The sequence below is a fragment of the Bacteroidales bacterium genome (assembly GCA_035342335.1).
GTDB lineage: Bacteria > Bacteroidota > Bacteroidia > Bacteroidales > JAGONC01 > JAGONC01.
The window spans coordinates 64,948-91,590 of the sequence record DAOQWY010000013.1; the positions used below are offsets into that span (position 1 = coordinate 64,948).

General features: G+C 48.1%; 21 protein-coding genes. 17 read left to right on the top strand and 4 right to left on the bottom strand.

Features of this window, described 5'->3' with window-relative positions; genetic code table 11:
* Positions 1-11 precede the first annotated feature (11 nt).
* From trpS to PKI34_08120, 3 genes are all read right to left on the bottom strand, one after another.
* Complete coding sequence (gene trpS, locus PKI34_08110) at positions 12-1,007, bottom strand: tryptophan--tRNA ligase (GenBank protein ID HNS17768.1); 996 nt, start codon at positions 1,005-1,007, stop codon at positions 12-14.
* 2 nt (positions 1,008-1,009) lie between these two features.
* Complete coding sequence (locus tag PKI34_08115) at positions 1,010-2,560, bottom strand: Rne/Rng family ribonuclease (protein HNS17769.1); 1,551 nt, start codon at positions 2,558-2,560, stop codon at positions 1,010-1,012.
* 250 nt (positions 2,561-2,810) lie between these two features.
* Positions 2,811-3,098, bottom strand: coding sequence for an HU family DNA-binding protein (locus PKI34_08120; protein HNS17770.1), 288 nt, complete (start codon positions 3,096-3,098; stop codon positions 2,811-2,813).
* Between the two features lie 161 nt (positions 3,099-3,259).
* On the opposite strand from PKI34_08120, the gene mutY reads away from it, so the two are divergent.
* From mutY to rpoN, 7 genes are all read left to right on the top strand, one after another.
* Positions 3,260-4,351 carry an A/G-specific adenine glycosylase gene (gene mutY, locus PKI34_08125; GenBank protein ID HNS17771.1) on the top strand — a complete coding sequence of 364 codons (1,092 nt, stop codon included), beginning with the start codon at positions 3,260-3,262 and terminating at the stop codon, positions 4,349-4,351.
* A gap of 119 nt (positions 4,352-4,470) precedes the next feature.
* Positions 4,471-4,896, top strand: coding sequence for a single-stranded DNA-binding protein (locus tag PKI34_08130; protein ID HNS17772.1), 426 nt, complete (start codon positions 4,471-4,473; stop codon positions 4,894-4,896).
* Positions 4,897-5,057: 161 nt separating this feature from the next.
* Positions 5,058-6,410, top strand: a complete 1,353-nt coding sequence (gldE, locus tag PKI34_08135) for a gliding motility-associated protein GldE (GenBank protein HNS17773.1) — start codon at positions 5,058-5,060, stop codon at positions 6,408-6,410.
* Entirely contained in the window at positions 6,391-6,999 is a 609-nt protein-coding gene (gldD, locus tag PKI34_08140; protein ID HNS17774.1) for a gliding motility lipoprotein GldD, read from the top strand. Before gldE ends, gldD begins: the two co-directional genes overlap by 20 nt.
* Before the next feature lie 109 nt (positions 7,000-7,108).
* Positions 7,109-8,020 (top strand): magnesium transporter CorA family protein, encoded by a 912-nt coding sequence (locus PKI34_08145; protein HNS17775.1) that lies wholly within the window; start codon positions 7,109-7,111, stop codon positions 8,018-8,020.
* A gap of 114 nt (positions 8,021-8,134) precedes the next feature.
* A complete protein-coding gene (gene asnS, locus PKI34_08150; protein HNS17776.1) occupies positions 8,135-9,586 on the top strand; it encodes an asparagine--tRNA ligase in 1,452 nt (483 codons plus the stop codon).
* Between the two features lie 239 nt (positions 9,587-9,825).
* Positions 9,826-11,313 (top strand): RNA polymerase factor sigma-54, encoded by a 1,488-nt coding sequence (gene rpoN / locus PKI34_08155; protein HNS17777.1) that lies wholly within the window; start codon positions 9,826-9,828, stop codon positions 11,311-11,313.
* A gap of 28 nt (positions 11,314-11,341) precedes the next feature.
* On the opposite strand, the gene PKI34_08160 is transcribed toward rpoN, so the two are convergent.
* Complete coding sequence (locus tag PKI34_08160; protein ID HNS17778.1) at positions 11,342-12,025, bottom strand: outer membrane beta-barrel protein; 684 nt, start codon at positions 12,023-12,025, stop codon at positions 11,342-11,344.
* Positions 12,026-12,185: 160 nt separating this feature from the next.
* Between PKI34_08160 and PKI34_08165 the strand changes: the two genes are divergently transcribed.
* The 10 genes from PKI34_08165 (at position 12,186) to PKI34_08210 (ending at position 26,570) form a co-directional block, all read left to right on the top strand.
* Positions 12,186-12,929 (top strand): hypothetical protein, encoded by a 744-nt coding sequence (locus PKI34_08165; protein HNS17779.1) that lies wholly within the window; start codon positions 12,186-12,188, stop codon positions 12,927-12,929.
* Between the two features lie 81 nt (positions 12,930-13,010).
* Positions 13,011-14,207, top strand: a complete 1,197-nt coding sequence (locus PKI34_08170; GenBank protein ID HNS17780.1) for a hypothetical protein — start codon at positions 13,011-13,013, stop codon at positions 14,205-14,207.
* Positions 14,208-14,354: 147 nt separating this feature from the next.
* Positions 14,355-16,460, top strand: coding sequence for a two-component regulator propeller domain-containing protein (locus PKI34_08175; protein HNS17781.1), 2,106 nt, complete (start codon positions 14,355-14,357; stop codon positions 16,458-16,460).
* Entirely contained in the window at positions 16,454-16,732 is a 279-nt protein-coding gene (locus PKI34_08180) for a hypothetical protein (protein ID HNS17782.1), read from the top strand. The genes PKI34_08175 and PKI34_08180 overlap by 7 nt, the downstream gene beginning before the upstream one ends.
* 123 nt (positions 16,733-16,855) lie before the next feature.
* Positions 16,856-18,040 (top strand): HAMP domain-containing sensor histidine kinase, encoded by a 1,185-nt coding sequence (locus PKI34_08185; protein ID HNS17783.1) that lies wholly within the window; start codon positions 16,856-16,858, stop codon positions 18,038-18,040.
* The gene (locus PKI34_08190; GenBank protein ID HNS17784.1) at positions 17,952-18,707 is read left to right on the top strand and encodes a response regulator; all 756 of its coding nucleotides are present in this window, start codon (positions 17,952-17,954) and stop codon (positions 18,705-18,707) included. Before PKI34_08185 ends, PKI34_08190 begins: the two co-directional genes overlap by 89 nt.
* A 113-nt stretch (positions 18,708-18,820) precedes the next feature.
* The gene (locus tag PKI34_08195) at positions 18,821-20,017 is read left to right on the top strand and encodes an AAA family ATPase (GenBank protein HNS17785.1); all 1,197 of its coding nucleotides are present in this window, start codon (positions 18,821-18,823) and stop codon (positions 20,015-20,017) included.
* Positions 20,018-20,214: 197 nt separating this feature from the next.
* Positions 20,215-21,816 (top strand): right-handed parallel beta-helix repeat-containing protein, encoded by a 1,602-nt coding sequence (locus PKI34_08200; GenBank protein ID HNS17786.1) that lies wholly within the window; start codon positions 20,215-20,217, stop codon positions 21,814-21,816.
* Positions 21,698-22,021 (top strand): T9SS type A sorting domain-containing protein, encoded by a 324-nt coding sequence (locus PKI34_08205; GenBank protein ID HNS17787.1) that lies wholly within the window; start codon positions 21,698-21,700, stop codon positions 22,019-22,021. The genes PKI34_08200 and PKI34_08205 overlap by 119 nt, the downstream gene beginning before the upstream one ends.
* Positions 22,022-22,277: 256 nt before the next feature.
* On the top strand, positions 22,278-26,570 hold the full coding sequence (locus PKI34_08210) for a two-component regulator propeller domain-containing protein (GenBank protein ID HNS17788.1): 4,293 nt from the start codon (positions 22,278-22,280) through the stop codon (positions 26,568-26,570).
* The last annotated feature ends 73 nt before the right edge of the window (positions 26,571-26,643 follow it).

Consider the following 26,643-nt stretch of genomic DNA (forward strand, 5'->3'; position numbering starts at 1 on the left):
TGACCATCACCCTAGAAATGCAGGAACCCAATGATCTCTCTGACTTCCTTTATAGTCCTGGAAGCGCTTTCGCGTGCTTTTTCGGCTCCCTGGCTCACCACCTGGTGCAAGTAAGCATCGTTGCCGGAGAGTTCCTGGATTCGTTGATGAAAAGGGGCAATGAAACGGACTACGTCTTCGGCCAGTTGTTTTTTCATTTCCCCGTAGCGGATTTTGCAGGTATTGTATTGTTCCTCAAAGTAAGCCACTGTTTCCGGGGCCGACATCACGCTCATCAGCGTGAACAGGTTCCCGATGGGTTCCGGTTTCGCCTGGTTGGGCTGTGTTGGTCCTGCATCGGTTACCGCTTTCATGATCTTGTTGCGGATGGTTTTTTCATCGTCCGCCAGGAAGATCGCATTGCCTTCCCCTTCCGACTTGCCCATTTTACCGGTACCATCCAGGCCTGGGATCTTGACCAGGGTTTTTCCGAAATTATAGGCCACCGGGATGGGAAAATATTCAATGGAGTACATTCTGTTGAACCTGCGTGCAAAGGTCCGCATCATCTCCAGGTTTTGCTCCTGGTCTTTACCCACCGGCACTTTGACTGCTTTATGAATGATCACATCTGCAGCCATGAGGGTAGGATAGGTGAGCAATCCTGCATTGATGTTATCCGGTTGCTTGCGTATTTTTTCCTTGAAGGAAGTACACCGCTCGAGTTCACCTACATACGCATTCATGTTGAGCAGCAGATAGAGCTCTGTCACTTCGGGGATATCGCTCTGGATGTAAAGCGTTGCTTTTTCAGGGTCAAGTCCGGAAGCCAGGTACTCTACAAGGACCTGTTTGACCGTACCGTGCAGGTCGTGGGGAGTGGGGTGCGTGGTCAGGGAATGATAGTCCGCAATGAAAAAGTAGCAGGTATTTTCTTCCTGCATTTTGACAAAATTCCGGATCGCTCCGAAATAATTTCCGAGGTGAAGGTTTCCTGTTGGCCGAATGCCGCTTACAACGATGTCCATGACTACGTCTTTATCTCGTCATTATGCTTGTTGAAGAAGTGGTATTCCAGCAGATGATAGGATGAGGCGGAGCGGATGGGGATCCATTTTTTGAATTTCCGGAACCATCTTAGCTGTGTAAGAAAAAAGCCTTTTTTCAGGTAGGCATAGATGAACGGATGCACGGTGATTTTCAGGTAGGGTTCGTTCTGGTCCTGCAGCAGGTATCGTATGTTATTCTCAATTTCGTCAAGAAGGATAATGCTGGGTTTGATCTTTCCCGTTCCGTCACATGCCGGACATTTCTCAAGGATCTCCACATTCATTTCAGGCCTGACGCGCTGGCGTGTAACTTGAATCAGGCCGAATTTGCTCGGGGGAAGGATGGTATGCTTGGCATTGTCTTTTGCCATCTCGTCCTTGAATTTCTGAAACAGAAGCTTTCGGTTGCCGGCTTCACGAAGATCGATGAAATCAACCACGATGATACCGCCCATATCGCGCAGGCGCAGTTGCCGGGCCACTTCGGTAGCTGCTTCCAGGTTGACCTCCAATGCATTGGATTCCTGTGTGTTATCTGACCGGATCCGGTGGCCGCTGTTCACATCGATCACGTGCATGGCTTCCGTATGCTCGATGATCAGATAGGCTCCGCTTTTGATGTTAACGATTTTCCCAAAGGATCCCTTGATTTGCTTATCGACCCCAAAGTTTTCGAAGATCGGCAGCTTGCCTTTGTAAAGCTTAAGGATATCAACTTTATGCGGGGCGATCCGCAGCAGGTAGTTCTTGATTTCCTCAAACAGGACCGGGTCATTGACGTGAATGTTGTTAAATGTATCGTTCAACAGGTCCCTCAGGATGACGGATGTCCGGTCGAGTTCGCTAAGGATTCGCTTTGGGGCTTTGGCTGAGGGCAGTTTTTTGACGGCAGATTCCCATTTTCCCACGAGGCTCTTCACTTCCGCATCCAGATCGGCTACTTTTTTGTTTTCGGCCACCGTACGAACGATGATCCCCACATTATTGGGTTTGATGCTCGTGATGAGGCGTTTGAGCCGGTTACGTTCTTCCTGGCTTTTAATTTTCTGCGAAATGGAAACTTTATTGGAGAACGGGATCATGACCAGGTAGCGTCCGGCGAAGGAAATCTCGGAAGAGATACGCGGACCCTTGGTGGAGATGGGTTCTTTGGCAATCTGGACCACGACCTGCTGATTCAGCGACAGGATGTCCGAAATGCGGCCGGTTTTATCGATTTCGGGTTCCGGCTCAAAATTATCGAGCGTGATCTGGCCCATTTTCCCGCCAATGGCAAGGCGGGTATATTTGTTTAAAGACCGGATGTGGGGACCAAGGTCGAGGTAATGAAGAAAAGCATCTTTTTCGTGGCCGACATTCACAAAAGCGGCGTTCAAACCTGGCATGATCTTCCGGACCTTGCCCAGGTAAATGTCTCCCACTGTGTAATCGTTGTTGGTCTTTTCCTTGTTAAGTTCAACAAGCAGCTTGTCTTCAAATAGCGCAATGTCGACTTCAACAGGTTTTGAATCGATGATGAGCTCCTTTGTCACTTCAATGGTTTTAATTATGCGACATTCAGGCTGAAATACTTCCTGATGATCAATCAGTCAAGTTGAACCTGCAGGACGGGATAAAGGGATGCACCCTGTTCTCACTTTTCAGCACAGCGGCGCATCAGTGAAAAGTAAAGCTATCTCTTCTTATGCCTGTTTTTCCTCAATCTTTTCTTACGCTTGTGCGTAGCCATTTTGTGGCGTTTTCTCTTTTTACCGCTAGGCATCGATGAATGAATTTAGTACGTTATTTCTTGATACTTTTCTTGACCTGGCCTACAAATGTCTTGGCAGGTTTAAAAGCCGGGATGTTATGCGCCGGAATGATGATCGTGGTGTTCTTCGAAATGTTCCTTCCGGTTTTCTTGGCGCGTTTCTTAATGATGAAACTGCCAAAGCCCCTGAGGTAAACATTTTCTCCAGTGGATAATGAATTTTTTACAGCCTCCATGAATGCTTCAACTGTTGCTTGTACGGCGACTTTTTCAATTCCAGTCTTGTTGGTGATTTCTGCAACGATTTCTGCTTTTGTCATGACAATTATGTATTAATGTTTTGAAAATAAATTTTTTAATGGGCTGCAAATATAAAATTATTTTAGTTTATATCGAAATTATATGATCAAATTTATGTTTTTTTTGTTCTTCTGGAAATGTAAATCAAAAAATCTGCTCAGCTTTAGAAGAAAATTTCAAGATGAACCGGAAAAAGGCAATCCGCACGTTACTGATGGAATGGTACGAACGCTGTAAGCGTGATTTACCCTGGCGCCACACAACGGATCCCTACTCCATCTGGATATCGGAGGTGATCTTGCAGCAGACCAGGGTAGATCAGGGGAAGGATTATTATTTGAAATTTATGGATCAGTTTCCGGATGTACGCTCCCTGGCAAAGGCAGATGAACAGGATGTGCTCCGGCTATGGCAGGGACTGGGATACTATACCAGGGCACGCAATGTACTTAAAGCGGCACGGATCATCCATGAACGACATCATGATCTGGTTCCGGATACCTATGATTCGCTGACTGCACTGCCCGGAATCGGCGACTATACCGCATCCGCCATCCTCTCCATCGCATTCGGTCAAGCCTTCCCGGTACTCGACGGAAATGTCAGCCGGGTCATTGCCCGCCTGATGGCCGTCACTGACGCGGTTGACTCACCGGATGGACATCTTCAGATTACAAGCACGGCAAGGGACCTGGCCGACGGTCCTGCACCCGGAACCTTCAACCAGGCCATCATGGAATTCGGTGCCCTTCACTGCAAACCTGTCAGACCGGATTGCAACCACTGTGTGCTCAGACCATACTGCCAAGCATTTAAAAGAAATCTTGCCGGTGAAATACCCGTCCGGAAACCAAAAGCCAATCCCAGGAAGCGATACCTGAACTATTTGGTGATCAACGCCCGGTATCCGGCCGCCCGGATCGTCCTTAAAAAAAGGACATCGAGGGATGTCTGGATGAACATGTTCGATTTCCCGTTGATTGAATCCGATGCATTGCTGAGTGTGGATGAACTGATCACCCTCCCCGTATTCAGACAGTGGTTCCCGGGCAGGATCCCGTCAATCGCTGAAATCAGTGAAACAGACCATCACATCCTCAGCCATCAGCATCTGTACGTCAAATATTTCCTCATCAGCATCGATGATACTGCAGACATCCGCTTGCAGGATTCCTGGGTCCTTGCAGGTCATGGACAGCTGAAGAATTTTCCTCTGCCGCGACTGATCACACGGTTTCTTGAAAAAAATCTTCTGTTGATGGGTAACAAATGACCACCTTTCCGGATTAACCAGTAAGAAAGCCGCGAAAGAACCCTGATCGGTTCAGGTGATCGGTGGTTTTTCTTACTTTTGTAATAAACAGCATTGTTAATCATTAAAAACAAAAGATCATGGCAGGAATCAATCGCGTCATTTTAATCGGGAACCTGGGAAGAGACCCGGAGGTGAGACATCTGGACAACGGGCTGGTGAAGGCCTCTTTTTCTTTGGCCACAACGGAGACATTTAAAGGTAAAGACGGCAATCCGACCGATCATACCGAATGGCACAACATTGTCCTGTGGAGGAGGCTTGCTGAAAATGCAGAGAAGTATCTCAGAAAAGGCAGCCAGATCTATCTTGAGGGTAAGATCAGGACAAGAAAATGGGAGGATAAGGACGGGAACACCCGTTATACAACAGAAATTGAGGGTAACAGCATGATCATGCTCGGAGCCCGCAGGGACCAGGAAGCACCCGCAACCTCCGAAGAAACGATTACTCCAGGCAACGGAAGTGAACTGGTCAACGATGAGGGGAATGACCTTCCGTTCTGATCCATCTGGTATTGCCATCCGGAAAAAGCAGGCTGACCGATAGAATGCTTCTTTCAGGTGAAGCCCCGGTCAGCCTCCTGCCTGCTCCGGAATTTGCGATTCAGCTTCTGAATTTTATTATCTTTGCAGCGAAAATCCTCAAACGTTAAACCTGCAACACGTTGGACGAACCGTTCATAGCTCCGGATCTGCCCCTGGGTGGTCTCCTTGTCAGTACAATTTTCCAGCCTTTCTCAACGCCGACTGTGATCATCCTTGCTTTGGTGATTCTGCTTCTCCTGCTATCGGCACTTGTATCCACGGCGGAAATAGCCTTTTTTTCCCTGACCCCGGCACAGATAAAAGCCTTGCGTACCTCGTCAGACTACCGCAACCAGCTTCTCTCCAGCCATCTTAACCGGCCGGTCCACCTGATGGCCACCCTGGTCATCCTGCGCAACATCATCGCGATCACCATCGTCGCACTTTTTCTATACCTTGCCTACCGGATGCTTGATCCCGGCGTTTCCCCGGGATGGACCCTGCTGATCCTGATCCTTCTGATCAGCATGATCATGCTGTTATTTACGGAGGTGATCCCCTCCACCCTTGCCTCCCGCTACACCATGCAGATCGCCCGGGGTCTGGCACCTGCCATGCTCCTGACCGGAGTCGTTTTTTCGCCGGTCGCACTTCTGATGATCCGTTTTACCTCATTCGCCGAGCGCAGGATTGCACAGAAAAAATTAAATGATGTTGAGACCGAAATTTCGGAAACGATCGAGATGGTGAAAGATGCCTCCACTCCCGAGGAGGAACGCAAGATGCTCAAGGGCATTGTTAAATTCGGGGATATTGAAGTTAAGGAGATCATGCGCTCCCGGATGGATGTCACGGCCGTTGATTCCAGGACAGGATTCAGGGAACTTATCGCTGTCATCATCAATTCAGGATATTCGCGCATTCCTGTTTATGAAGGAACCCTCGACAGCATCCTGGGGATCCTTTACGTCAAAGACCTTTTACCGCACATTGACAAAGACGCGACATTCGAGTGGATCCACCTGATCCGCCCTGCATTCTTCATACCGGAGAATCAACGTATCAACATCCTGCTGACCGAATTCCAGGACAAAAAGATCCATATGGCTGTCGTTGTGGACGAATATGGAGGGACAGCCGGGATCATCACACTGGAAGATATCATTGAAGAGATCGTGGGAGAGATCAGCGATGAATATGACACCGAAAGCGATGCTCCAGCCTATACGCTTGTTGACGACGATACGTTCATTTTTGAAGGGAAGACCTCGCTCAACGATTTTTGCAAGATCATGAAGATCGATGATACGGTGTTCGATGAGGTGAAAAGAGAGTCGGATACACTGGCCGGACTGGTCCTTGAAATCCTCGGCAAACTGCCCCACAAGGGTGAAATGATCGAGTGGGGAGACTTCTCTTTTATCATTGAGGCCGTGGACAACCGAAGGATAAAACGCATCAAGGTCCATTTTCGTGAACATTCTACCCAATAAATTTCTCCCCGGGCCATTGCTGGCACACCTGCTGAGCCTCGTCCTGCTTCTGGGGTCCTGCCAGGAAACACCGGTACCACGACCCAGGGGATATTTTCGCATCGATATGCCTGAAAGAGGGTACCTGTTGCTGGATTCCATTTTCCCCTTTACCTTTGAATATCCAACCTGTACTGAATTGGCCCCTGACCCGTATTCACCTGATAATCCTTATTTTGTCAACATCAATTATCCCGGTTTTAAGGGCAGTATCCATCTGAGTTATATCAAAATCGACCATAACCTTCCGGAACTGCTTGAAGATTCCCGTCTGCTGGTTTTAAAACACCTGCCCCGGGCCACGGCCATTCGCGAATTGCCCGTGATCGACCCGGATCATCGCATCTATGGAATGATCTATGATATCCGGGGTGCGGGTACAGCCTCACCCTACCAGTTCTACCTTACCGACAGCACCCGCCATTTCATCCGGGGCGCTCTTTATTTCCGCGTGCCTCCCAACAATGATTCCCTTGCTCCTGTGATCGATTTCGTTGTGCAGGATATGGATCATTTGATGGAAACCCTGGAGTGGAAACAGGATTTCTGAAAAAAAAGGACATCATCGTAGTACATAAAGCTGAAATGATTACCTTTGAATCCCTAAAAAATCAGTAAGGAATGTAGAATATTGATCATAAAAAAGAAGGGCCTGGTCTATGATCGAAACCATTAAAATTGGCACCATCAGATGGCACCATATTCTGGATCCCAGGGAGGAGGACCTGAATTATCTGCTCGAAACGTTTTACTTCCACCCCCTCGACATAGAAGACTGTAAAAGTTACAACCAGCGCCCCAAGATCGATATCTACGATGATTACTATTTTCTTATCCTGCATTTTCCCAATTTTGACCGGTGGAACAGATTCATCCTCACCAGGGAAGTCAAGATCTTCTGGGGAGAAGATTATGTGATCACCATCGGCCAGTCGCACTGGGTGGTCACGGAGATGTTCAAAGAGTACAAGCAGCTGGCTGAGAAGAAAGAAGAACTGGAGATCGGTAACAGCGATACCCTTCTTTACCGGATTTTAGAGCGGCTTACAAAAGAAACGTTATCCCTGGTACAAAAAGTCGGCCTGGAAGTGGAGATGATCAACAGGGACCTGTTCAATAAAAAAGCTGAGAAAACCATCGAGAAAATTTCGTTGACCCGCCGAAACATCATTCTGCTCAATACGACCTTTAAACCTCAGCTCAGGCTGTTCCATAAATTTGAATCCGGCGAAATCGAAGGGTATGCCGATACCATGGAAGAATACTGGGGCAACATCCTCGACTATTACCAGAAAACCTGGGACCTGACCGAAGATTATGCCGAACTCATCGAGAGTTTATCGAAAACGTTTGACTCCCTCCAGACCAACAAAACCAATGAGATCATCAAGATCCTCACCATGATCTCTTCCATTCTGCTGCCCCTGACCTTCATTGCCAGTGTTTACGGAATGAACCTCCGCTCACTGCCCTTCAGTCAGTATCCCAATTCCTTCTGGATATTAATGGGTTGCATGGTGGTGCTGGGATTGCTGATGGTCACCTATTTTAAAAAGCGAAGGTGGCTTTGAACAGCTGAAACAGATCCTCTGTCCTTCAGCCGGCACTTCCAGTGATTTGTAGATCTGCAGAATCCCGGAATCGAAAAATGTCCGTATTTTTGCTGCTTAAACGAATCACACGCAATGGAAAAGATCAGGCGATTTTCTGTCAAACAGCTTCTTGATTCATACGATCACGGTCAGACCTTCCTGGTTATGGGATGGGTCAGGACCAGGCGGATCAGCAAGAATGTAGCTTTTATCACGCTGAATGATGGTTCAACCATCCATAACCTTCAGGTGGTGGTTGATCTGGCAGGTTTTCCGGAAGACCTGCTGGCCAAAATCAATACAGGTGCCGGGCTTGCTGTGGAGGGCACCCTGGTGGAATCCACCGGCAGCGGGCAGAGGGTGGAACTGGCCGCAGGGAGGATCGATCTGCTCGGAGAAGCTGATCCTGATCAGTATCCCTTGCAGCCCAAGCGTCATTCACTGGAATTTCTCAGGGAAATTGCGCATCTGCGGTTCCGTACCAGCACCTTCAGTGCCGTGGCTCGCGTCAGGCACGCCATGATCTTTGCTGTGCACCGGTTTTTCACGGAAAATGGATTTTATAATATCCACACCCCCATCATTACGGCTTCTGACGCAGAAGGTGCCGGTGAAATGTTCAGGGTGACCACCCTGGACCTGAACAACCTTCCAAAAGGCGACGATGGCCGCATCGACTTTGCACAGGATTTCTTCGGCCGCGAAACCAACCTGACCGTCTCCGGACAGCTGGAAGCTGAACTGGCTGCCCTGGCACTGACCAACGTGTATACCTTCGGGCCTACCTTCCGGGCGGAAAATTCCAACACCTCCCGTCACCTGGCCGAGTTCTGGATGATCGAACCTGAAGTGGCTTTCGCCGACAACTCCGATAACATGGACCTGGCCGAGAACCTGCTCAAGTACGTTATCCGGTATGCCCTGGAAAACTGCAAGGATGATCTCGACTTCCTGAACATAAGGCAACAGGAGGAGGAAATGCAGAAAAGACAGGAAGAGCGGTTTTATATGGGATTGCTCGAGAAACTCCATTTTGTGGTCGAAAATGAATTTGAGCGGATCACCTATACCCAGGCGGTCGATATCCTGAAAAACTCCAACCACAATAAGAAAGGGAAGTTTCAGTATGCCATTGAGGAATGGGGCGCTGACCTTCAGTCGGAGCACGAACGGTACCTGGTGGAAAAGCATTTTAAAAAGCCGGTCATTCTGTCGGACTATCCCAAACAGATAAAAGCTTTTTATATGAAATTGAACGATGACGGCCAAACGGTCAGGGCGATGGATGTGCTTTTTCCCCAGATCGGTGAGGTGGTGGGCGGCTCCCAGAGGGAAGAATCCTACGAAAAGCTGCTGATGCGCATGAAGGAAATGAATATCCCTGAAAAGCAGATGTGGTGGTATCTCGATACCCGGCGCTTTGGAAGCGTGCCCCACGCCGGGTTCGGCCTTGGCTTTGAGCGGTTCGTACAGTTCGTGACGGGGATGAGCAACATCCGCGACGTGATCCCGTTCCCCAGGACACCGAAGAGTGCTGAGTTTTGAAAGAGGCACAAAGGCACAAAGGCACAAAGGCACAAAGGCACAAAGGCACAAAGGCACAGAGGCACAAAGGCACAGAGGAAATGAAGATTAAGGCAAATTTCCGATAAATCCCGTCGGGATGACAGTATGGTAGTAGCAAAGAATATCACAAATTCCGATGAACCCCTCAGGGGTGATATTTTGGTAGAGAAAATTGTTTATATTTGTAATAATCGTCATTTTAACGACAACATCACCTTATGTTAAACCAGCGGCTACAGCAGAAATTGCTCCAAAAACTGTCGCCACAGCAGATCCTGCTGATGAAGCTGCTGCAGATTCCAACGATCGCCCTCGAACAGCGCATAAAGCAGGAAATTGAAGAGAATCCCGCCCTGGATGATTCAGCCGCGGAAGAGGATTCCAGCCAGGAATCAGACGAATATGAGGGGCCTGAACAGGAAGACGGGGATGAGGAAAGCGAAGATTACGACAAAACCAAAGAGGAATTTGACCTGAATGACTATGTGGATGATGAGGAATTCCCTGATTACCGTCTTTATGTCAACAATACATCTCCTGATGATGAAGTCAGGGAAGTACCCTTCGTTGCGGGAATCAGTTTTCATGAACAGCTTATTACCCAGCTGGGATTGAAAGTGCTCACCGGTAAGCAGCTGGCCATTGCCCATACGATCATTGGAAATCTCGATGACGCAGGTTACCTTCAGCGGGATCTCGACGCCATGGTGGATGACCTTGCTTTTTCACAGAATATCCAGGCGACAAGGGAGGAAGTCCTGGAGATGCTCATGGTCGTCCAGGAGCTCGACCCTCCCGGTGTGGGCGCCCGCAACCTCCAGGAGTGCCTGATCCTTCAACTGCAGAGAAAAGCGATGGCGGAACCCTCCGATGCCAGAAACCTGGCCGTCATCATCCTGGAAAAATATTTCAGTGAATTCTCAAAAAAACATTACGACAAGATCATTCATAGAGCCCATATCACCGAAGAGGACCTGAAACTGGCGATTGACGAGATACTGACCCTCAATCCCAAACCAGGTAATTCCCTAAGTGAGACAGCACGTACCAACTATTACATCATCCCTGATTTCATCATCCAGAATAAGGATGGCGAACTGGAACTCTCCCTGAATTCAAGGAATGTACCCGAGCTGCGGCTGAACCGCACTTACCTGGATATGCTGGAAACCTATGTGAAAAGCAAGGGTAAAAAGAACAGTTTTGATAAAGATGCCTTTATTTTTATCAAACAGAAAGTGGATTCTGCAAAATGGTTCATCGACGCCATCAGGCAGAGGCAAAATACCCTTCAGGTCACTATGGACGCCATTATGAACTACCAGAAGGAATATTTTCAAACCGGCGATGAAACGCGTCTTAAACCCATGATCCTGAAAGATATCGCCGAGATTGTCGGACTGGATATCTCCACCATTTCCAGGGTGGCCAACAGCAAATACGTTCAGACACCCTACGGTACGTTCCTGTTGAAAAGCTTCTTTTCAGAATCCCTCCAGAACGATTCAGGGGAAGAGGTATCTACCAGGGAGATCAAAAAGATCCTGACGGATTGCATCCAGGCGGAGGAGAAAAGCAAACCCCTGACCGATGAAGAACTCACACTACGTTTAAAAGAAAAAGGTTATAACATCGCCCGCCGTACCGTTGCCAAATACCGTGAACAGCTCAACATACCGGTCGCGCGACTGAGAAAAGAGCTCTGATCCGGTTGTTGTATTATGTTCCGCTTAATTAATAGGGGAAGATCGAAATACCCACGGATACGGGATAGATTTCCGGCCCGTCGTCAGGCGTGAACACTTTGGTGAGCGAGTAGGATCCATAGACCCCGATCCATTTCCATCCAATCCGTGCAGTGGCAGCCACCCGGTAATTTTCGACATTGGGAAGCTTCAGAAACTTTACCTTCAACGGGTCCCTGGATTCTTTCAGGTAGTCATCCCCCCGGTATTTGGTCTTGCTTTGCAGGGTCACGCCAATTTTTATCCCTGCCGAAAACCGCACACCCTTGTCATTCAGAAACCTCAGTTCCAGCGGAAAATCAAGATAGTCAACATCGAAAACGTTCTTTTTATAATCCAGGTCAGGATATTCCGTATTGAAATTTAAAAATTGCGTGATGCCATTGGTGTCGGTCTCCAGCAACCCATTATGGTATAGCTTGTGAATGCTTATTCCCGCCCCCAGGGCAAAGCTGAACGGACTTTTTTCGGAAAACGGGAAAGTGTACAGCAGGTAAAAATCACCTCCGAAGTTCATCGCACCCTGATCAACCGAATCCGGCATATTCAGCCAGATATCATCGTACAGGTCAAACCCGGCTGTCAGGTGACGGTGAAGTTTTTCCTGCATTGTTTGCGAGAGAACAGGGTAGCAGAGGCAGCCTGCCAGCAACAGGATGATCAGTCGTTTCATTTTTTGGAACTTAGCGTGTCACAAAAGTACAATTATTTTTACCGGTACCCGCTTTTTCTTCTGCAACGAAAAGCGAATGATGGTCCATTCAATTAGATTTACTACGACCGGGTTGTCTTTTCCATTTTGATGATGTATATTTGAAGCTCAGACGCATTCCATGGAAACTACTCTTGAACTGAACCTCGAAGAAAAATTCGTCATCCGCCTGGAAGATACGGCCGGTGTTAACGAAAACGGCATTAAACGAAGTGATATTGTATCCGGCCTCACCGAAAATGAGCCGGTCTATTTGCGGCGCTCGTTTGATTACCGTCAGCACCGGTTTCTGATCAGGGTGTTCAATGCCAGTGGGCAGCAGATCGCTTCAATATTCGGGGGAAAAGAGCTGGCCATCCATCTTGACCGGGGAGGGGAGGTACGGGCAAGAATAACCAGCGCAACAGGCAATTCCCGCTTTTTCAACAGGTTTTTGAATTTTTTCAGGAAAAACAAGAGCTGCTTCATAGAGGTAACCAAGATCTCTTTAAATCCGGAGCTGTTCAGCGACATCATTCAAAAAGACAAGGAGATCGGCCGGACCGTGGCCCGGGCCGTGGCTCATGAAAAGGACAGCGTCAAGCTGGCCGTCCGGAATTACCTGCAGGCGATCGATCAGATCGTTGCCCTTGACAACATTGGACTCAAAGCGAGGGCCTGGCGGCAGACACGCATCCCGGTGAACCGGCTTTCGATGGTGTACGAAAAGGAAGGCAAAACTGCAGAGGCACTGAAGGTCATTGACTGGTACCTTTCCTACGAGGATTATGTGGGGATCGATCCGTACGAGATGGAGATGATCCTGAAGCGGAAGGAGCGATTGGCGGTAGCCGGTAGCCAGTCGGCAGTAGCCAGCATGTCCTGAGGAACTCAGCGACGAAGGATCGGCAGTAGGTAATCAGTAGCTTGTTACTGGGAGCCTGCATTGAAAATTTAAAGATCAATCATGGTCACATACCCTGCAAATCGGGATGATGCATTATGCGTTCACCTCCTGACCTTTACGGGTGCTGAAGAACACCTGGCTGCCAGGGGAAAAGAACGCTTCCTGCACTGGCTGGAAAGGGACTATATCACCTTTGATGAACACGTTCCTGACATCCTGTATTTCCTCACCGGGGGTTCGGAGGCGGAAGCGATCAAGAAGCTGAACAAATCAAAGTTCCAGCTTCTGGCAGCATTCGGTGAGGACAATGCTTACGCTTCGGCAACGGAAGTGCAGGCTTACGCCGGCCTGCATGGTTACAATACCCTGCTTCTCTCGCTGGATGACAGGGAGAGCCTTCATACCATCAGGAATTTTCACAGGGTAAAATCAGGCCTGAAGCGGTTGAAGGGTCAGACGCTTGGCCTGATTGGCGAAGTATCGGAATGGCTGGTGGCCTCTTCCGTCAGTCAGGAAGCTCTGCGTGAACGGCTGGGTGTGCGCATGAAGAAGATCACCTGGCACGAGGCAGGGGATTTCAGGACTCATCTTCCCTCGATGGAGTTCATCAGCAAATTCGATCATACCAGCACGCATCCCCTGACATCTGCCAGCAAGGTGCATACGCTGCTGAAAGAGATCATTGCCACTCATCACCTGGATGCGATTACCGTTGAATGTTTCTCGCTGGTTCAGAAGAATGGCGTGACGGCCTGTCTGGCCCTCTCCGATCTGAATGACCATAGCGTCCCTGCCGGTTGCGAGGGTGACCTGGTAAGCATTGCCGGGATGATGCTGCTGAAGGAAATAACCGGTTACATTCCCTGGATGGCCAACCTGGCTGGGATCAAGGGTAACAGTGCACTATTAGCCCATTGCACGGCCCCCACCGATCTGCTGGCCGATTTTTCCATCCAGACGCATTTTGAAACAGACAAGGGCACCGCCATCCAGGGGTATTTCGAGGAGGATACAGTTACTTTATTCCGCCTTGATAATAAGCTTTCCAGAGCTTTCCTGGCCACCGGAACCATTACTGACCGGCCTACGTTTCCCTTTGCCTGCCGGACCCAGATATTGGTGGAACTTCCTGAGCAAGCGGTGAAATCGTTGAAAGAAAATCCACTGGGGAATCATCACCTGATCCTGCCGGGGGATCACTCTGCATTGATAGGAATGGCCATGCAGGTTCTCGGGGTTGCATTGGTTGAAAATTGAACATCGACAACTGACAATCGACAATTTAACCCTCGCCAGGGTGTATCGGCAGTGTTTTTTCTCACAGATTTCACGGATCGACACAGATTGTATTCATCTGTGAAAATCCGTGAAATCTGTGAGAAATGGTATTATTGCCAATTGTCAATGGCTAATCCCTTGCATCCCCCCTCCCTTTTTCGTACCTTTACTCCCAATCCCTATGCTGACATTTTTATGTTCAGAAAATTATTTTATATCTCCTCTCTCCTCTCTCCTCTCTCCTCTCTCCTCTCTCCTCTCTCCTTTCTCCTCTCACCCATCTCCGCCCAATCCCACGACTACAAATTCCGTCACCTCACTACCGACCAAGGCCTTACCTCCAACAATGTGTATGTCGTGTTGAAAGATGCGGATGGATTCATGTGGTTCACGACCAACATGGGCATGTGCCGGTACGATGGCTATACCATGAAGCAATTTACCAGTGACCCCACGGATTCCACCTCTCTGTCCGGGAATTTTTTATATGCAGAACCACTGGTCGACAGAAGCGGAAACATCTGGATCGGAACATTTGAGAGCGGGCTCAGCCTATTCGACCGGATCACGGGTAAATTCACCCATTATAAACATGATCCGCGGGTTAATGGCAGTATTGATAATAACAATATCTGGTCAGTTTACCAGGACAGCGACGGGGTCATCTGGGTAGGGACCTACTCTGCCCTTAATAAGTTTGATCCTGTCACCGGTAAGTTCAAGTTTTTCCGTCCGTCACCGGATCATGAGGAAGATCCTGTCAATAGGATCTATTCCATGCTCGAGGACTTAAACCGTGATCTGTGGATTGCCACTGGCAGAGGCGTGTTCCTGTACAACAGGGATACCGGGGTGTTCAGACGCTTTGATCCGGCTTCACCTCTGACGGAAAAGCTCAACGAACAGATGGTTTTTCATGTCATGTGTGATAACGATGGAGACTATTGGTTTGCAGCAGAAGGGGGTTTGTTTCACTACAAGATAAAGAATAAAGAATTGAATTTATTTTCAACTCAGGGTACTGGTGGAAGAACATTGAGCGGAAGGGGAGTTTACCATGTTCTTCAGGACCCTTTGGATGCCGGAATAATATGGATAACATCCATGTGGGGACTGAACCGGTTGAACAAAGAGACCGGTACGGTTGAATGGATCCTGAATGACCCGGATGATCCGTTCAGTATAGGTAGCAACACCATCAACTGGACATACATAGACGAAACCGGGAAACTCTGGGTGGCCACAGAGAATGCCGGAGTTGCAGTGGCCGACCTGGCAGATATGCACTCAAAGGATCAATTTTTTTTCGTCCCTATCCATCCTGCAGCACCGGATACAATCGGATATTCGGCGACCACCTTTCTGTCTGATCCATCAGGAGATACCTGGGTGGGTACTGCTGGTGGAGGATTGTACAGGTATGACGCGCATCTTGCACTGCAGTCAGTCTTCATGGGTGATCAGCAGGACCATGACCTGTTGAAGAATGCCTATGTGTTCGACCTGTTCATCGATCCGCACAGTAATTTTCTGATCGGGACCTATGGCCAGGGATTGTACATTTTCGATACCATGGATCATCTCCTTACTCCCTGCTCGTTCTATCCATCGGATACATCCTGGATGAAAACATACATCCATGACATCCTGGAAGATAAGGAAGGAGTACTGTGGGTGGGAACTAAATCGGGTTTATACTATTGCACAGAGAATATCAGGACGCACCATGCATTGGCACTTTTTGACCACACGGATCTCAGCGTTACAGAAGTCATGTCGTTTCAGGCAGATCAATCCGGCAGGTTATGGACCGGAACCGCCGGCAAGGGTTTGTTTTGCATACCAGAGGAGGTGAATGGCAAAAACACGATCCTTCATTTTGAACACGATCCGGAGGATCCCCAAAGCATAAGTTCCAACGTTATCTTATGTGTTTATCAGGACGATAAGGGAATCCTTTGGATAGGAACCGACCGTGGCTTGAACAGATACACCGGGAGTAACGAAGCATTTAAAACGTATTTATTCCCGGATGATCCGGCGATCAATTTCATCACTGCACTCCGCGAAGACCATAACGGACACTTATGGCTTGAAACGGAAGCAGGGCTGGTCCGGTTTGATCCGGAAGTTCCGGGCAAAAATTACCGGATATTCACCCTACGGGACGGTCTTCCCTTGATAAATACCACCCGTATTCCCTGCATCGAAGTTCAGATGGTAAGATGTTGATTGGCAGCACACTGGAATATGGAAAGGGCTTTTTTGCCTTCTCCCCCGACAGTTTACCCTACAACTCTCATGTACCCCCGGTCATCCTCACCGGTTTCCAGGTGATGAACCAGCCGTTTGAACTCGATAGCAGCATTTCCTTCAAAAAGCATATTGTTCTGCATTTTAACGAAAATTTCCTGTCTTTTGAGTTCTCGGTCCTTGACTACAAAGATCCTCCAAAGAATCAATACGCCTATATGCTGGAAGGGGTTGATGAAGACTGGATCTAATGCGGCAACCGCCGTTTTGCGAATTATACCGGTCTTGGGCCGGGCCATTAAACCTTCAGGGTCAAAGGCTCCAACAACGATGGATTATGGAATGAGAAGGGGACCTATGTGAACATTTCAATCATGCCGCCATTTTGGAAAACACCATGGGTCTGGGTTTTTTATTTTGCCTTTGGTGCAGCACTTACCTATACCTGGAGGCGGTATGATCTGAAGCGTCAGCGCCTGAAGCAGCAACTTGCCCTGGAGCGCCTTGAATCAGAAAAGCTCAAGGAGCTCGACAGCCTAAAGTCCCGCTTTTTCGCCAACATCTCCCATGAGTTCCGTACTCCGCTCACATTAATTCTCGGCCCGCTGCAAAAGTTGTTCTCCAATGCCCCGGATGAAGAAACCCGGCAAGACCTCTCCATCATGCAGCGCAATGCCCGGCGGTTGCAGAACCTGATCAATGAGTTGCTGGACCTTTCCAAACTGGAATCCGGTAAAATGGAACTTCATACCTCCACAGAAAACATTGTCGAGCTGGTAAAAAGCTACGTTCAGCAGTTCGAATCATTGGCAAAACACAAGGGGATCACGCTTGAATTCAGATCGGAAAGGGATGACATCCCTGCCTGGGTTGACCGCGATAAGATCGAGAAGATCCTGTATAATTTGCTGGGGAATGCGTTTAAGTTTACGGATATGGGAGGGAGGATCGAGTTGGCAGTTAGCAGTTGGCAGTTGGCAGAAGGAGCTGGGAATATTGCCAACTGCCAATTGTCAACTGCCAACTTGCCTGAACAGTGCATTGTCATTACCGTCTCCGACACCGGAGCTGGCATCCCGCCTGAAAAACTCCCCCACATCTTCGATCGTTTTTACCAGGCGGATGATTCCTATACCACAGACAGCCAGGGCACCGGCATCGGGCTCGCCCTGACAAAGGAGCTTGTGGAGCTGCATGGGGGGACGATTACGGTGGAGATCGTTGTGAATCGGGGGAGCGTGTTTCGGGTATTTCTGCCGGTAAGCAACATCACCTCACCCCCCTTACCCCCTCTCCTTAAGGAGAGGGGGAGAAGGGGGCAGGGGGTTAAAGGGGGTGAGGTACAACCGACAACCGACAATCAAGAACCTGCAACCTGGAACGTGCAACCTGCAACCCGAAACGCGGAACCCGAAACGCGAAACCCGGAACCCGGAACCTCTAATTCTCATTGTCGAAGACAACGCCGACTTGCGCCTGTATATAAGGGGTATACTCGGGCAGGATTACCGGATGCTGGAGGCGGGAAACGGAAGGCAGGGGCTGGAGAAGGCGATTGAACATGTACCCGACTTGGTTTTGACCGATGTGATGATGCCGGAGATGGATGGGTATGAGCTGACGCGAAAACTGAAAAGCGATGAGCGGACCAGCCATATCCCGGTGATCATCCTGACGGCACGGGCGGGGATGGAAAGCAAGATTGAAGGATTGGAGACCGGAGCGGATGATTTTATCACCAAACCGTTCGATCCGGAAGAGCTCAAGGTTAGGATACAGAACCTGATCTTGCAACGTAAAAAACTGAAGGAGAAGTTCCTGAGTGAACTGGGAATGGCTTTTGAAGAAGTTGCTAAGCCAGAAAAACGGGAGAACCCTGTCTCCATGGATCAGCGCTTCCTGCTCAGGGCACGATCGGTGGTAGAAAATCATCTGGGGGATGAAGCATTTGATGTTGAATGCTTTAGCGATGAAATGCATCTGAGCCGGACACAGATGCACCGTAAGCTTCGGGCATTGATCAACCAGTCGGCCACCGAGTTTATTCGTACCGTTCGCCTGAATCGTGCCCGGATGCTCCTTAGCAACAAGACCGGAAACATTTCTGAGATAGCCCTTGAGGTGGGCTTTTCTAATCCCGCTTACTTTGCTGAATGCTTCCGCAAGCAATACGGGCAAACTCCTTCTGAGTATATACATTACCAAAAGCAAAATTCTAATCATTAGATTTTATTATTTTATTTTGTACTATATTTGTAAACTCTATTCGACAAAAATTGGTAATATTGTAAAAATAATATTACATATAATGATTATATTTGCAAAAAACAAATGACACAATGGATAAGTTATTTCAGTACTCCTCTGCACGTATACAGTCTGTTACGCTCGAATTCAAAAGATACTTGTTGGATAAGATCACCTGGAATAACCGGCTGATCGCGTTGACCGGTGCCAGGGGGATTGGGAAAACAACCCTGCTGTTGCAATTCATCAAAGAAAACCTGAATAAAGATTCAGGAGAGGTAATCTATGCCAGTCTGGATGATCTTTATTTTTCCAAGACCACCCTGGTAGAGTTTGCGGATGAATTCGTGAAAAGAGGAGGACGATATTTGTTTTTTGATGAGATCCACAAGTACCGTAACTGGTCTCAGGAAATTAAGAACATTTATGATTATTTCAGTGAGCTTAAAATTGTGATTACCGGTTCTTCAGCACTGGATATTTATAAAGGAGCCGCCGACCTGAGCAGGAGGGCGGTCTTGTACAGAATGCAGGGCCTATCGTTTCGTGAGTTCATCCATTTAAAATATGGGCATCAATTTCCTGTTCTGGAACTTGAAAATCTCCTGGGAGATCCTGCCGGTTCTATCACACCTGTACTGAAGGTCATTAAACCAATCAGGTTTTTTGAAGAATATATCCAGAAAGGGTATTATCCATTTTTCATCGAAGATGAGCAAACGTATTTTGATCGGTTGAGGCAAACCGTAAATCATATTCTTGACTCCGATCTGCCATCAGTTGAGAAAATCGATTTCGTTGCGGTTCATCATCTGCGAACTTTGCTATCCATTATTTCAGAAATAGTTCCTTTTAAACCAAACATATTGAAATTGAGCCAACAAGTCGGTGTAAGCCGGGAAACCCTTACGAAATATATTTATCTTCTTACCAGGGCAGATTTGCTGTTGCTACTGCAGTCGGGGAACTTCGGAATAAGCCGGATGAATAAACCTGAAAAAATATACCTGAACAATCCAAACCTGATGTACGCAATTTCTTACAACCAGGTAAATGCAGGAACTGTCCGGGAAACGTTTTTATTCAATCAACTCAAGAATAATCATAAGATTGCTTACACTGATAAAGGAGACTTCCTCGTCGATAATAAATACATTATTGAAACGGGAGGCAAAAATAAACCCCAAAAACAGATTGCCGGTATAGATAACGCATACATTGCGGCCGATAATATTGAATTTGCCTATCAGAACAAAATCCCATTGTGGCTATTCGGTTTTCTCTATTAAGTGCCTGCAGAACGCACCATAAAAATATTTCCCTGACTGGAGCAAGATCAACTTCTTTATGTCCCGGATGTTGTGATCTGATTTAAATGCAACATGCTTCATGCTTTTTGCAACATTCCTGGTAGATATTGACCTCACTGGCGGTGTAATTTTATTGCCAACCGCCAACTGCCAACTGCCAACTTAAACCAATCGTCATGAAAACAATATGTTTATTATTCTGCTGTGCACTGCTCTCCCTACCTGGGATCCAGGCCCAGATCATCCATGTCCCCGGCGACGAGACCACCATCCAGGAAGGGATCAATGCAGCCTCCGATGGTGATACCGTTTTGGTTGATACGGGAACATATTATGAAAATATCAACTTCAATGGCAAAGCCATAACCGTGGCCAGTCATTTCATTTTCAGCGGGGATACCAGCGATATTGTCAATACGATCATCGACGGCAGTCAACCCGAAGATCCAGCCCTGGGATCGGTCGTGACGTTTGAATCGGGAGAAGATACAACCTCGGTACTAGTTGGATTTACAATTACCGGAGGTACCGGAACCTGTTTCCCTTACTATCAGGCCAGGGTGGGCGGTGGGATCCTCTGTTACCCTGCTGGAGCGAAAATTGAGAATAACTCTATTCAATATAATTCGATACAAACTGATGGAACAGGTTTTGGTGCCGGGATCTCGATGGACGGGGATGACTGGATCGTTATCAGGAACAATAAGATAAGGCATAATACGACCGAAGCATTTGATGGAACGAGTGGCGGAGGCCTGGATATCTGGGGAAACGCCATCATCTGTGACAATGAAATAAGCCATAATACAAGTCATTCAACAGGCAACAGTATTGCTTGTTTTGGAGGAGGGATCAGCTGCAATGGTTCTTATAGAGAGATTGAACTGGAAATATGCAGAAATACTATTTCCTTCAATAAAGTTTTATCCGAATCAAATTATTTGGATGGCGGGGCAGGCGGTGGGATAGCGATATATCAGGATTGTTCGGGAAAGATTTCAGGCAACATCATCTCCGACAATGAAGTCAGCGGATTGAATAATTGCTATGGCCCGGGTGTCATTTTGGAAGGGACCAGTAATTCCCTGCTGTTTGATGGTAATTATATCCTGCGAAATACCTATTCCAACGGCAACTGTAAAGGGGGAGGAATCAACTTCTGGCTGGGTACTGCGATGGTCGTGAACAATATCATATGCGAGAACAGCGCAACAATGGGAGGTGGGATCTATATTAACGAAGAATCTCCGGATATCCTCCAGATCATTAGCAATACCGTTGTGAATAACACGGCTTCGGAAACTGGAGAAGGGATCCATTGCAACTACACGGATACTGCTCTTGTCCTGAACACGATTTTTTGCGAAAACGAGGCCTCGTTCCAACCAGAGATCGCTCTTTACCAGGGAGATCTGGAGGTCCATTATTGCGATGTGATGGGAGGATGGGAGGAGGGAGTTGGCAATATCAATGCAGACCCGGGATTCATGGATGACCACTTTCATCTGGATCCCAATGGAAGTGAATGCATCAATAAGGGTACCGATTCATTTCAGATGTCCGGGGAGTGGTATTATGCTCCGGAAGTTGATTATGAACAGGACCCACGGCCTGATACCTGCTCTTTCATATCTGATATTGGTGCGGATGAAGTGATGTATGATTGTGTGGGGATGGAGGAGCTGCAAGCTGCAAGCTGCAAGCTGCAGGTTGCAGGTTTTTCCGAATCCGGCCTTTGGAAGATCAGAGATCAAATATCAGTTGGCAATAGGCAGTAGGCAGTTGGCAGTAAATAGAAATGTCAGAATCACATTGCATGAGATCTCCGGACAGCAGGTCCGTATGCTTCTTAACGAGGTTCAGCTGCCCGGGGAACATACCCTGTATTATGACACGTCGGGGCTGCCGGCGGGGATCTATGTGATCCGGCTGCAGGCGGGGGATCGTGTGGCAACGCAGAAGCTCATCGTTTTTTCTAATTGAACATCGAAAATCGACAATTTACAATCGACAATTTAACCCTCGCGAGGGTGTATCGGCAGTGTTTTTTCTCACAGGTTCCACAGATTCACACAGATTGTATTCATCTGTGAAAATCCGTGAAATCTGTGAGAAATGGTATTATTGCCAACTGCCAACTGCCAACTGCCAACTGCCAACTGCTGACTATCACCACCCCCCCTTGCATTTCCCCTCTCTTTTTCGTACCTTTACCCCCAATCCCCATACTGACATTTTTATGTTCAGAAAATTAGTATATCTCTCCATTCTCCTCTCTCCTCTCTCCTTTCTCCTCTCCATTACCTTCCCGAATAACACCCTGGCTCAAAATAACGATATAGAATCCCTCCATGTCTTCCCCTTACAGGGCCAGCCTTCGGCAGTGGTGATGAGTATCTTTGAAGATTCCTATGGCTTTATCTGGTTGACAGCTGAAAGCGGTATTTACAGGTATGACGGGTATGAATTCTTGAAATATAGCTATGATCCTTCCGACACATCATCAGTTCCCAGCAAACGGATCATGAGCATCATGGAAGACAGGGATGGCAATCTTTGGCTTGGCGCTACCAATGCGCTGATATTGTTTGACAGGGCTACCGAAACCTTTAAAAGTTACCGGGTGGATGAGAATGTACCTGAAACACGCGCTCATGCAACACCCTCCATAATTTTTGAGGACAGGAGCGGGGTGATCTGGACCGGATCCATGTGGGGAGGATTACGCAGGTTCAACAGGGAGGAAGGAACGTTTACTTCATATATGCAAGATCCCGGTAACCTGAATAGTCTGGCGGATAATATTATCGATATCTATGAAGACAGGACAGGACGGTTCTGGGTCTGTACCTTCAGCGGTCTGTTTAATTTCGACAGGAAGAAAGAAGAGTTCGCCCTCTTTGATCCTGCGGGTAAGCCTGCGGAATGGACTGATGTTCTTGTTTATGCTATGTATGAGGACAAAAGGAATTGCCTCTGGTTTGGCACAAACAATGGTTTGTTCAAGTACGATCCTGAAGCACAAACCTTTGCTCAGTTTGTTCATGATCCGGAAGATATTCATACCCTTTGGGGAAATAGTATTTCCGGGGGTATGATGGAAAATCCTGCCGATTCCGTCGAATCATTATGGGTTTTCTCCTACATCCTTCCTTCCTTTTATCTGAATAAATTTAATATTGAAAATAAAGAGGTTACCAGGTATCGCTGGACTTATGCGGATCGAAAAAATGAAAACCTCGATCTAACGTTTTATAGCAAAATCATTGACAGGGCCGGTCGTATGTGGTTGGGGACCGATAACCTCGGTGCTGTCATGGTTGACCTGAATGAAAACAGGGTGGAGCAGCATTTTATTGACTATGAAACCCTGGGTGACAAAGATAATAACCCTATGGGTTTTTACAGGGATAGCAAAGGATTCCTGTGGGTGAGTTTATTGACTGGAGATCTGTTGAAATATGATGACCGGATGAATGTAGTGGAACATTATCCGGAGGTACCAGGGGGGTACTATCCTACCATCAGTCCCATCTTTGTATACTCATTTTATGAAGATTCCCGGGGAATGTTGTGGTTGTCCCATTGGAACAGGGGACTCTACCGGTTTGATCCGGAACAGAGAAAATTTACCAGCTATAAAATCAAGCATCCCCTCGCAGAGATCCCGAATAGTCGTGTGGCTGAAATCATAGAGGATTCGTTTGGCTATATATGGGCAGGTACCTGGCTGGGCGTACACTTTCTTGACCTGAACAGCGATCATACAGCTTCTTTTATCTTTCTTGATACGGATTCCTTGCTCTCTGAAGCATGGGTAAGATCCCTTTGTGAGGACAGGGAAAAAAATGTCTGGATTACCTCGGAAGGCCAGGGATTGTATTGCCTTACACCGGAAAACAGGGAAACAATGAAGCTGGTCAATTACCGGCATGATCCGGATGATGCCGCAAGTATCAGCAGCAACCTCCTGATGGCCGTTCATGTGGATAAGGACAATAATCTGTGGATAGGGTCCAATTACGGATTAAACAAATTTATCAGGGAAACCGGTTCGTTCGATGTCTATAACCAAAAGAATGGTTTTTTTGCTGACTTTGTGTATTCCATACAAAGCGATCATAATGGGATTCTCTGGCTATCGACAGAAAAGGGGCTGGTAAGGTTTGATCCGTATGCCCGGGAAGAGCAAAGGTTCAGGATACTTACAGTGAATGATGGATTACCCTTTGATCATATTTACCCCTACAGGATAAGCCTGTGCAGGGATGGCTATTTGTATGCCGCAGGAAGAAGGCATACCGGGAATGGTTTTATGCGGTTTAAACCTGAGGATATCAGGGATAACAAGAATATCCCAACCCTTGTTTTAACCGGATTCAATGTGAAAAATGAACCCCGGAAATTCGACACCAGCCTGCTGGTTTTGCATCAGATCGATCTAAATTACCACGAAAACTTCTTTTCCTTTGAATTTGCCGCCCTGGATTATAAAAATCCAGCAAAGAATCAATATGCATATATGCTGGAAGGGCTCAATAGCGACTGGATCTATGCCGGCACCCGCAGGTTTGCCAGTTATACGGCTGTCCCTCCGGGGGATTATGTGTTCAGGCTGAAAGGCTCCAACAACGATGGGTACTGGAACGAAGAAGGGATCAGCATACGGGTTTCCATTGCACCACCACCCTGGAGAACATGGTGGGCATATGCAGCCTATGGGATAATCTTTATTGCCTTGCTTTATGGCTTAAGACGCTATGACCTGAAGCGGCAAAGGCTGAAACAGGCCCTTCAGATTGAACAGGTGGAAGCCATCAAGCTCAAGGAGCTCGACAGCCTGAAATCCCGCTTCTTCGCCAACATCTCTCACGAGTTCCGTACCCCGCTCACCCTGATCCTGGGCCCGTTGCAAAAATTGTTCTCCAAAGCCCCGGATGAAGATACCCGTCAGGAACTTTCCATCATGCAGCGCTCTGCCCGGCGTTTGCAAAACCTGATCAATGAGCTGCTGGATCTTTCCAGGCTGGAATCCGGAAAAATGGAACTTCATCCCTCCGAAGAGAATATCATCACCCTGGTAAGAAGCTATGTCCAGCAATTTGAATCCCTGGCAAAGCATAAGGGGATTGATCTGTCCTTTCATGCTGAAAATGAAGAGATCATGGCCATAGTCGACCGGGAAAAGGTAGAGAAGATCCTCTTCAATTTGCTGGGGAATGCGTTTAAGTTTACGGGTGCAGGGGGGAGGATCGAGTTGGCAGTTAGCAGTTGGAAGTTGGCAGAAGGAGCTGGGAATATTGCCAACTGCCAATTGTCAACTGCCAACTTGCCAGAACAGTGCATTGTCATCACCATCTCCGACACCGGCTCCGGTATCCCGCCCGAAAAACTCCCCCGCATCTTCGACCGCTTCTACCAGGCCGGGGATTCCTATACCAAGGACGGCGAAGGAACCGGCATCGGGCTCGCGTTGACGAAAGAACTTGTGGAACTGCATGGGGGGACGATCACCGTGGAGAGCGTTGTGGATCGGGGGAGTGTGTTTCGGGTTTTTTTACCCATTGGGAAACAAGTTGGCAGTTGGCAGTTGGCAGCTGGCAGTGCGACCTCACCCCCCTTACCCCCTCTCCTCAAGGAGAGGGGGAGAAGGGGGCAGGGGGTTAAAGGGGGTGAGGTACAACCGACAACCGACAATCAAAAACCTGCAACCTACAACCTGCAACCTGAAACAGACCAGGAACCCGAAACCAGGAACCCGAAACCTCTTGTTTTGATTGTCGAGGACAACCCCGACCTGCGCCTCTATATCCGGGGTATTCTCGGGCCGGATTACCTGATGCTGGAGGCGGGAAACGGAAAGCGGGGGCTGGAAAAGGCGTTGGAGCACATTCCTGACCTGGTGCTGACCGATGTGATGATGCCGGAGATGGATGGATTTGAGCTGTCGCGTAGGTTGAAAACGGATGAGCGGACGAGCCATATTCCGGTAATCATACTGACCGCCAAGGCTGGGATGGAAAGCAAGATCGAGGGGCTGGAGACCGGAGCGGATGATTTTATCACCAAGCCGTTCGATCCGGAAGAGCTTCAGGTCAGGATCAAAAACCTGATCTCCCAGCGGCGCAGGCTCAGGGAACGGTATCTTACAACCGCGGGCGCAAGCTTGTTCAGGGCAGCGGAAACCCCAGCCGCTGAGTTGCTTTCGATGGATGAGCAGTTTCTTCGCAGGGTGAAGCACATTGTAGAAAACCGCCTGTCCGATTCAGCGTTTTCAGTGGATGAGCTGGCATCAGCGGTGCACCTGAGCCGGGTGCAACTGCACCGCAAACTGAAAGCGCTGATCGATCTACCTGCCAGCGATTACATCCGTGCTTTGCGTCTGAATAAAGCGGCGGAGCTCCTTGAACATAAAACGGCAAACATCGCGGAGATTGCCTATGATGTGGGCTTTACCAATCCGGGCCATTTCTCAGAGGCATTTAGGAAACAATTTGAGGTGTTGCCGTCGGAATTCAGCTCCAGGGATTAATAAGTTGGCAGTTGGCAATTGGCAGTTGGCAATTGGCAGTTGGCAATTGGCAGTTGGCAATTGGCAGTTGGCA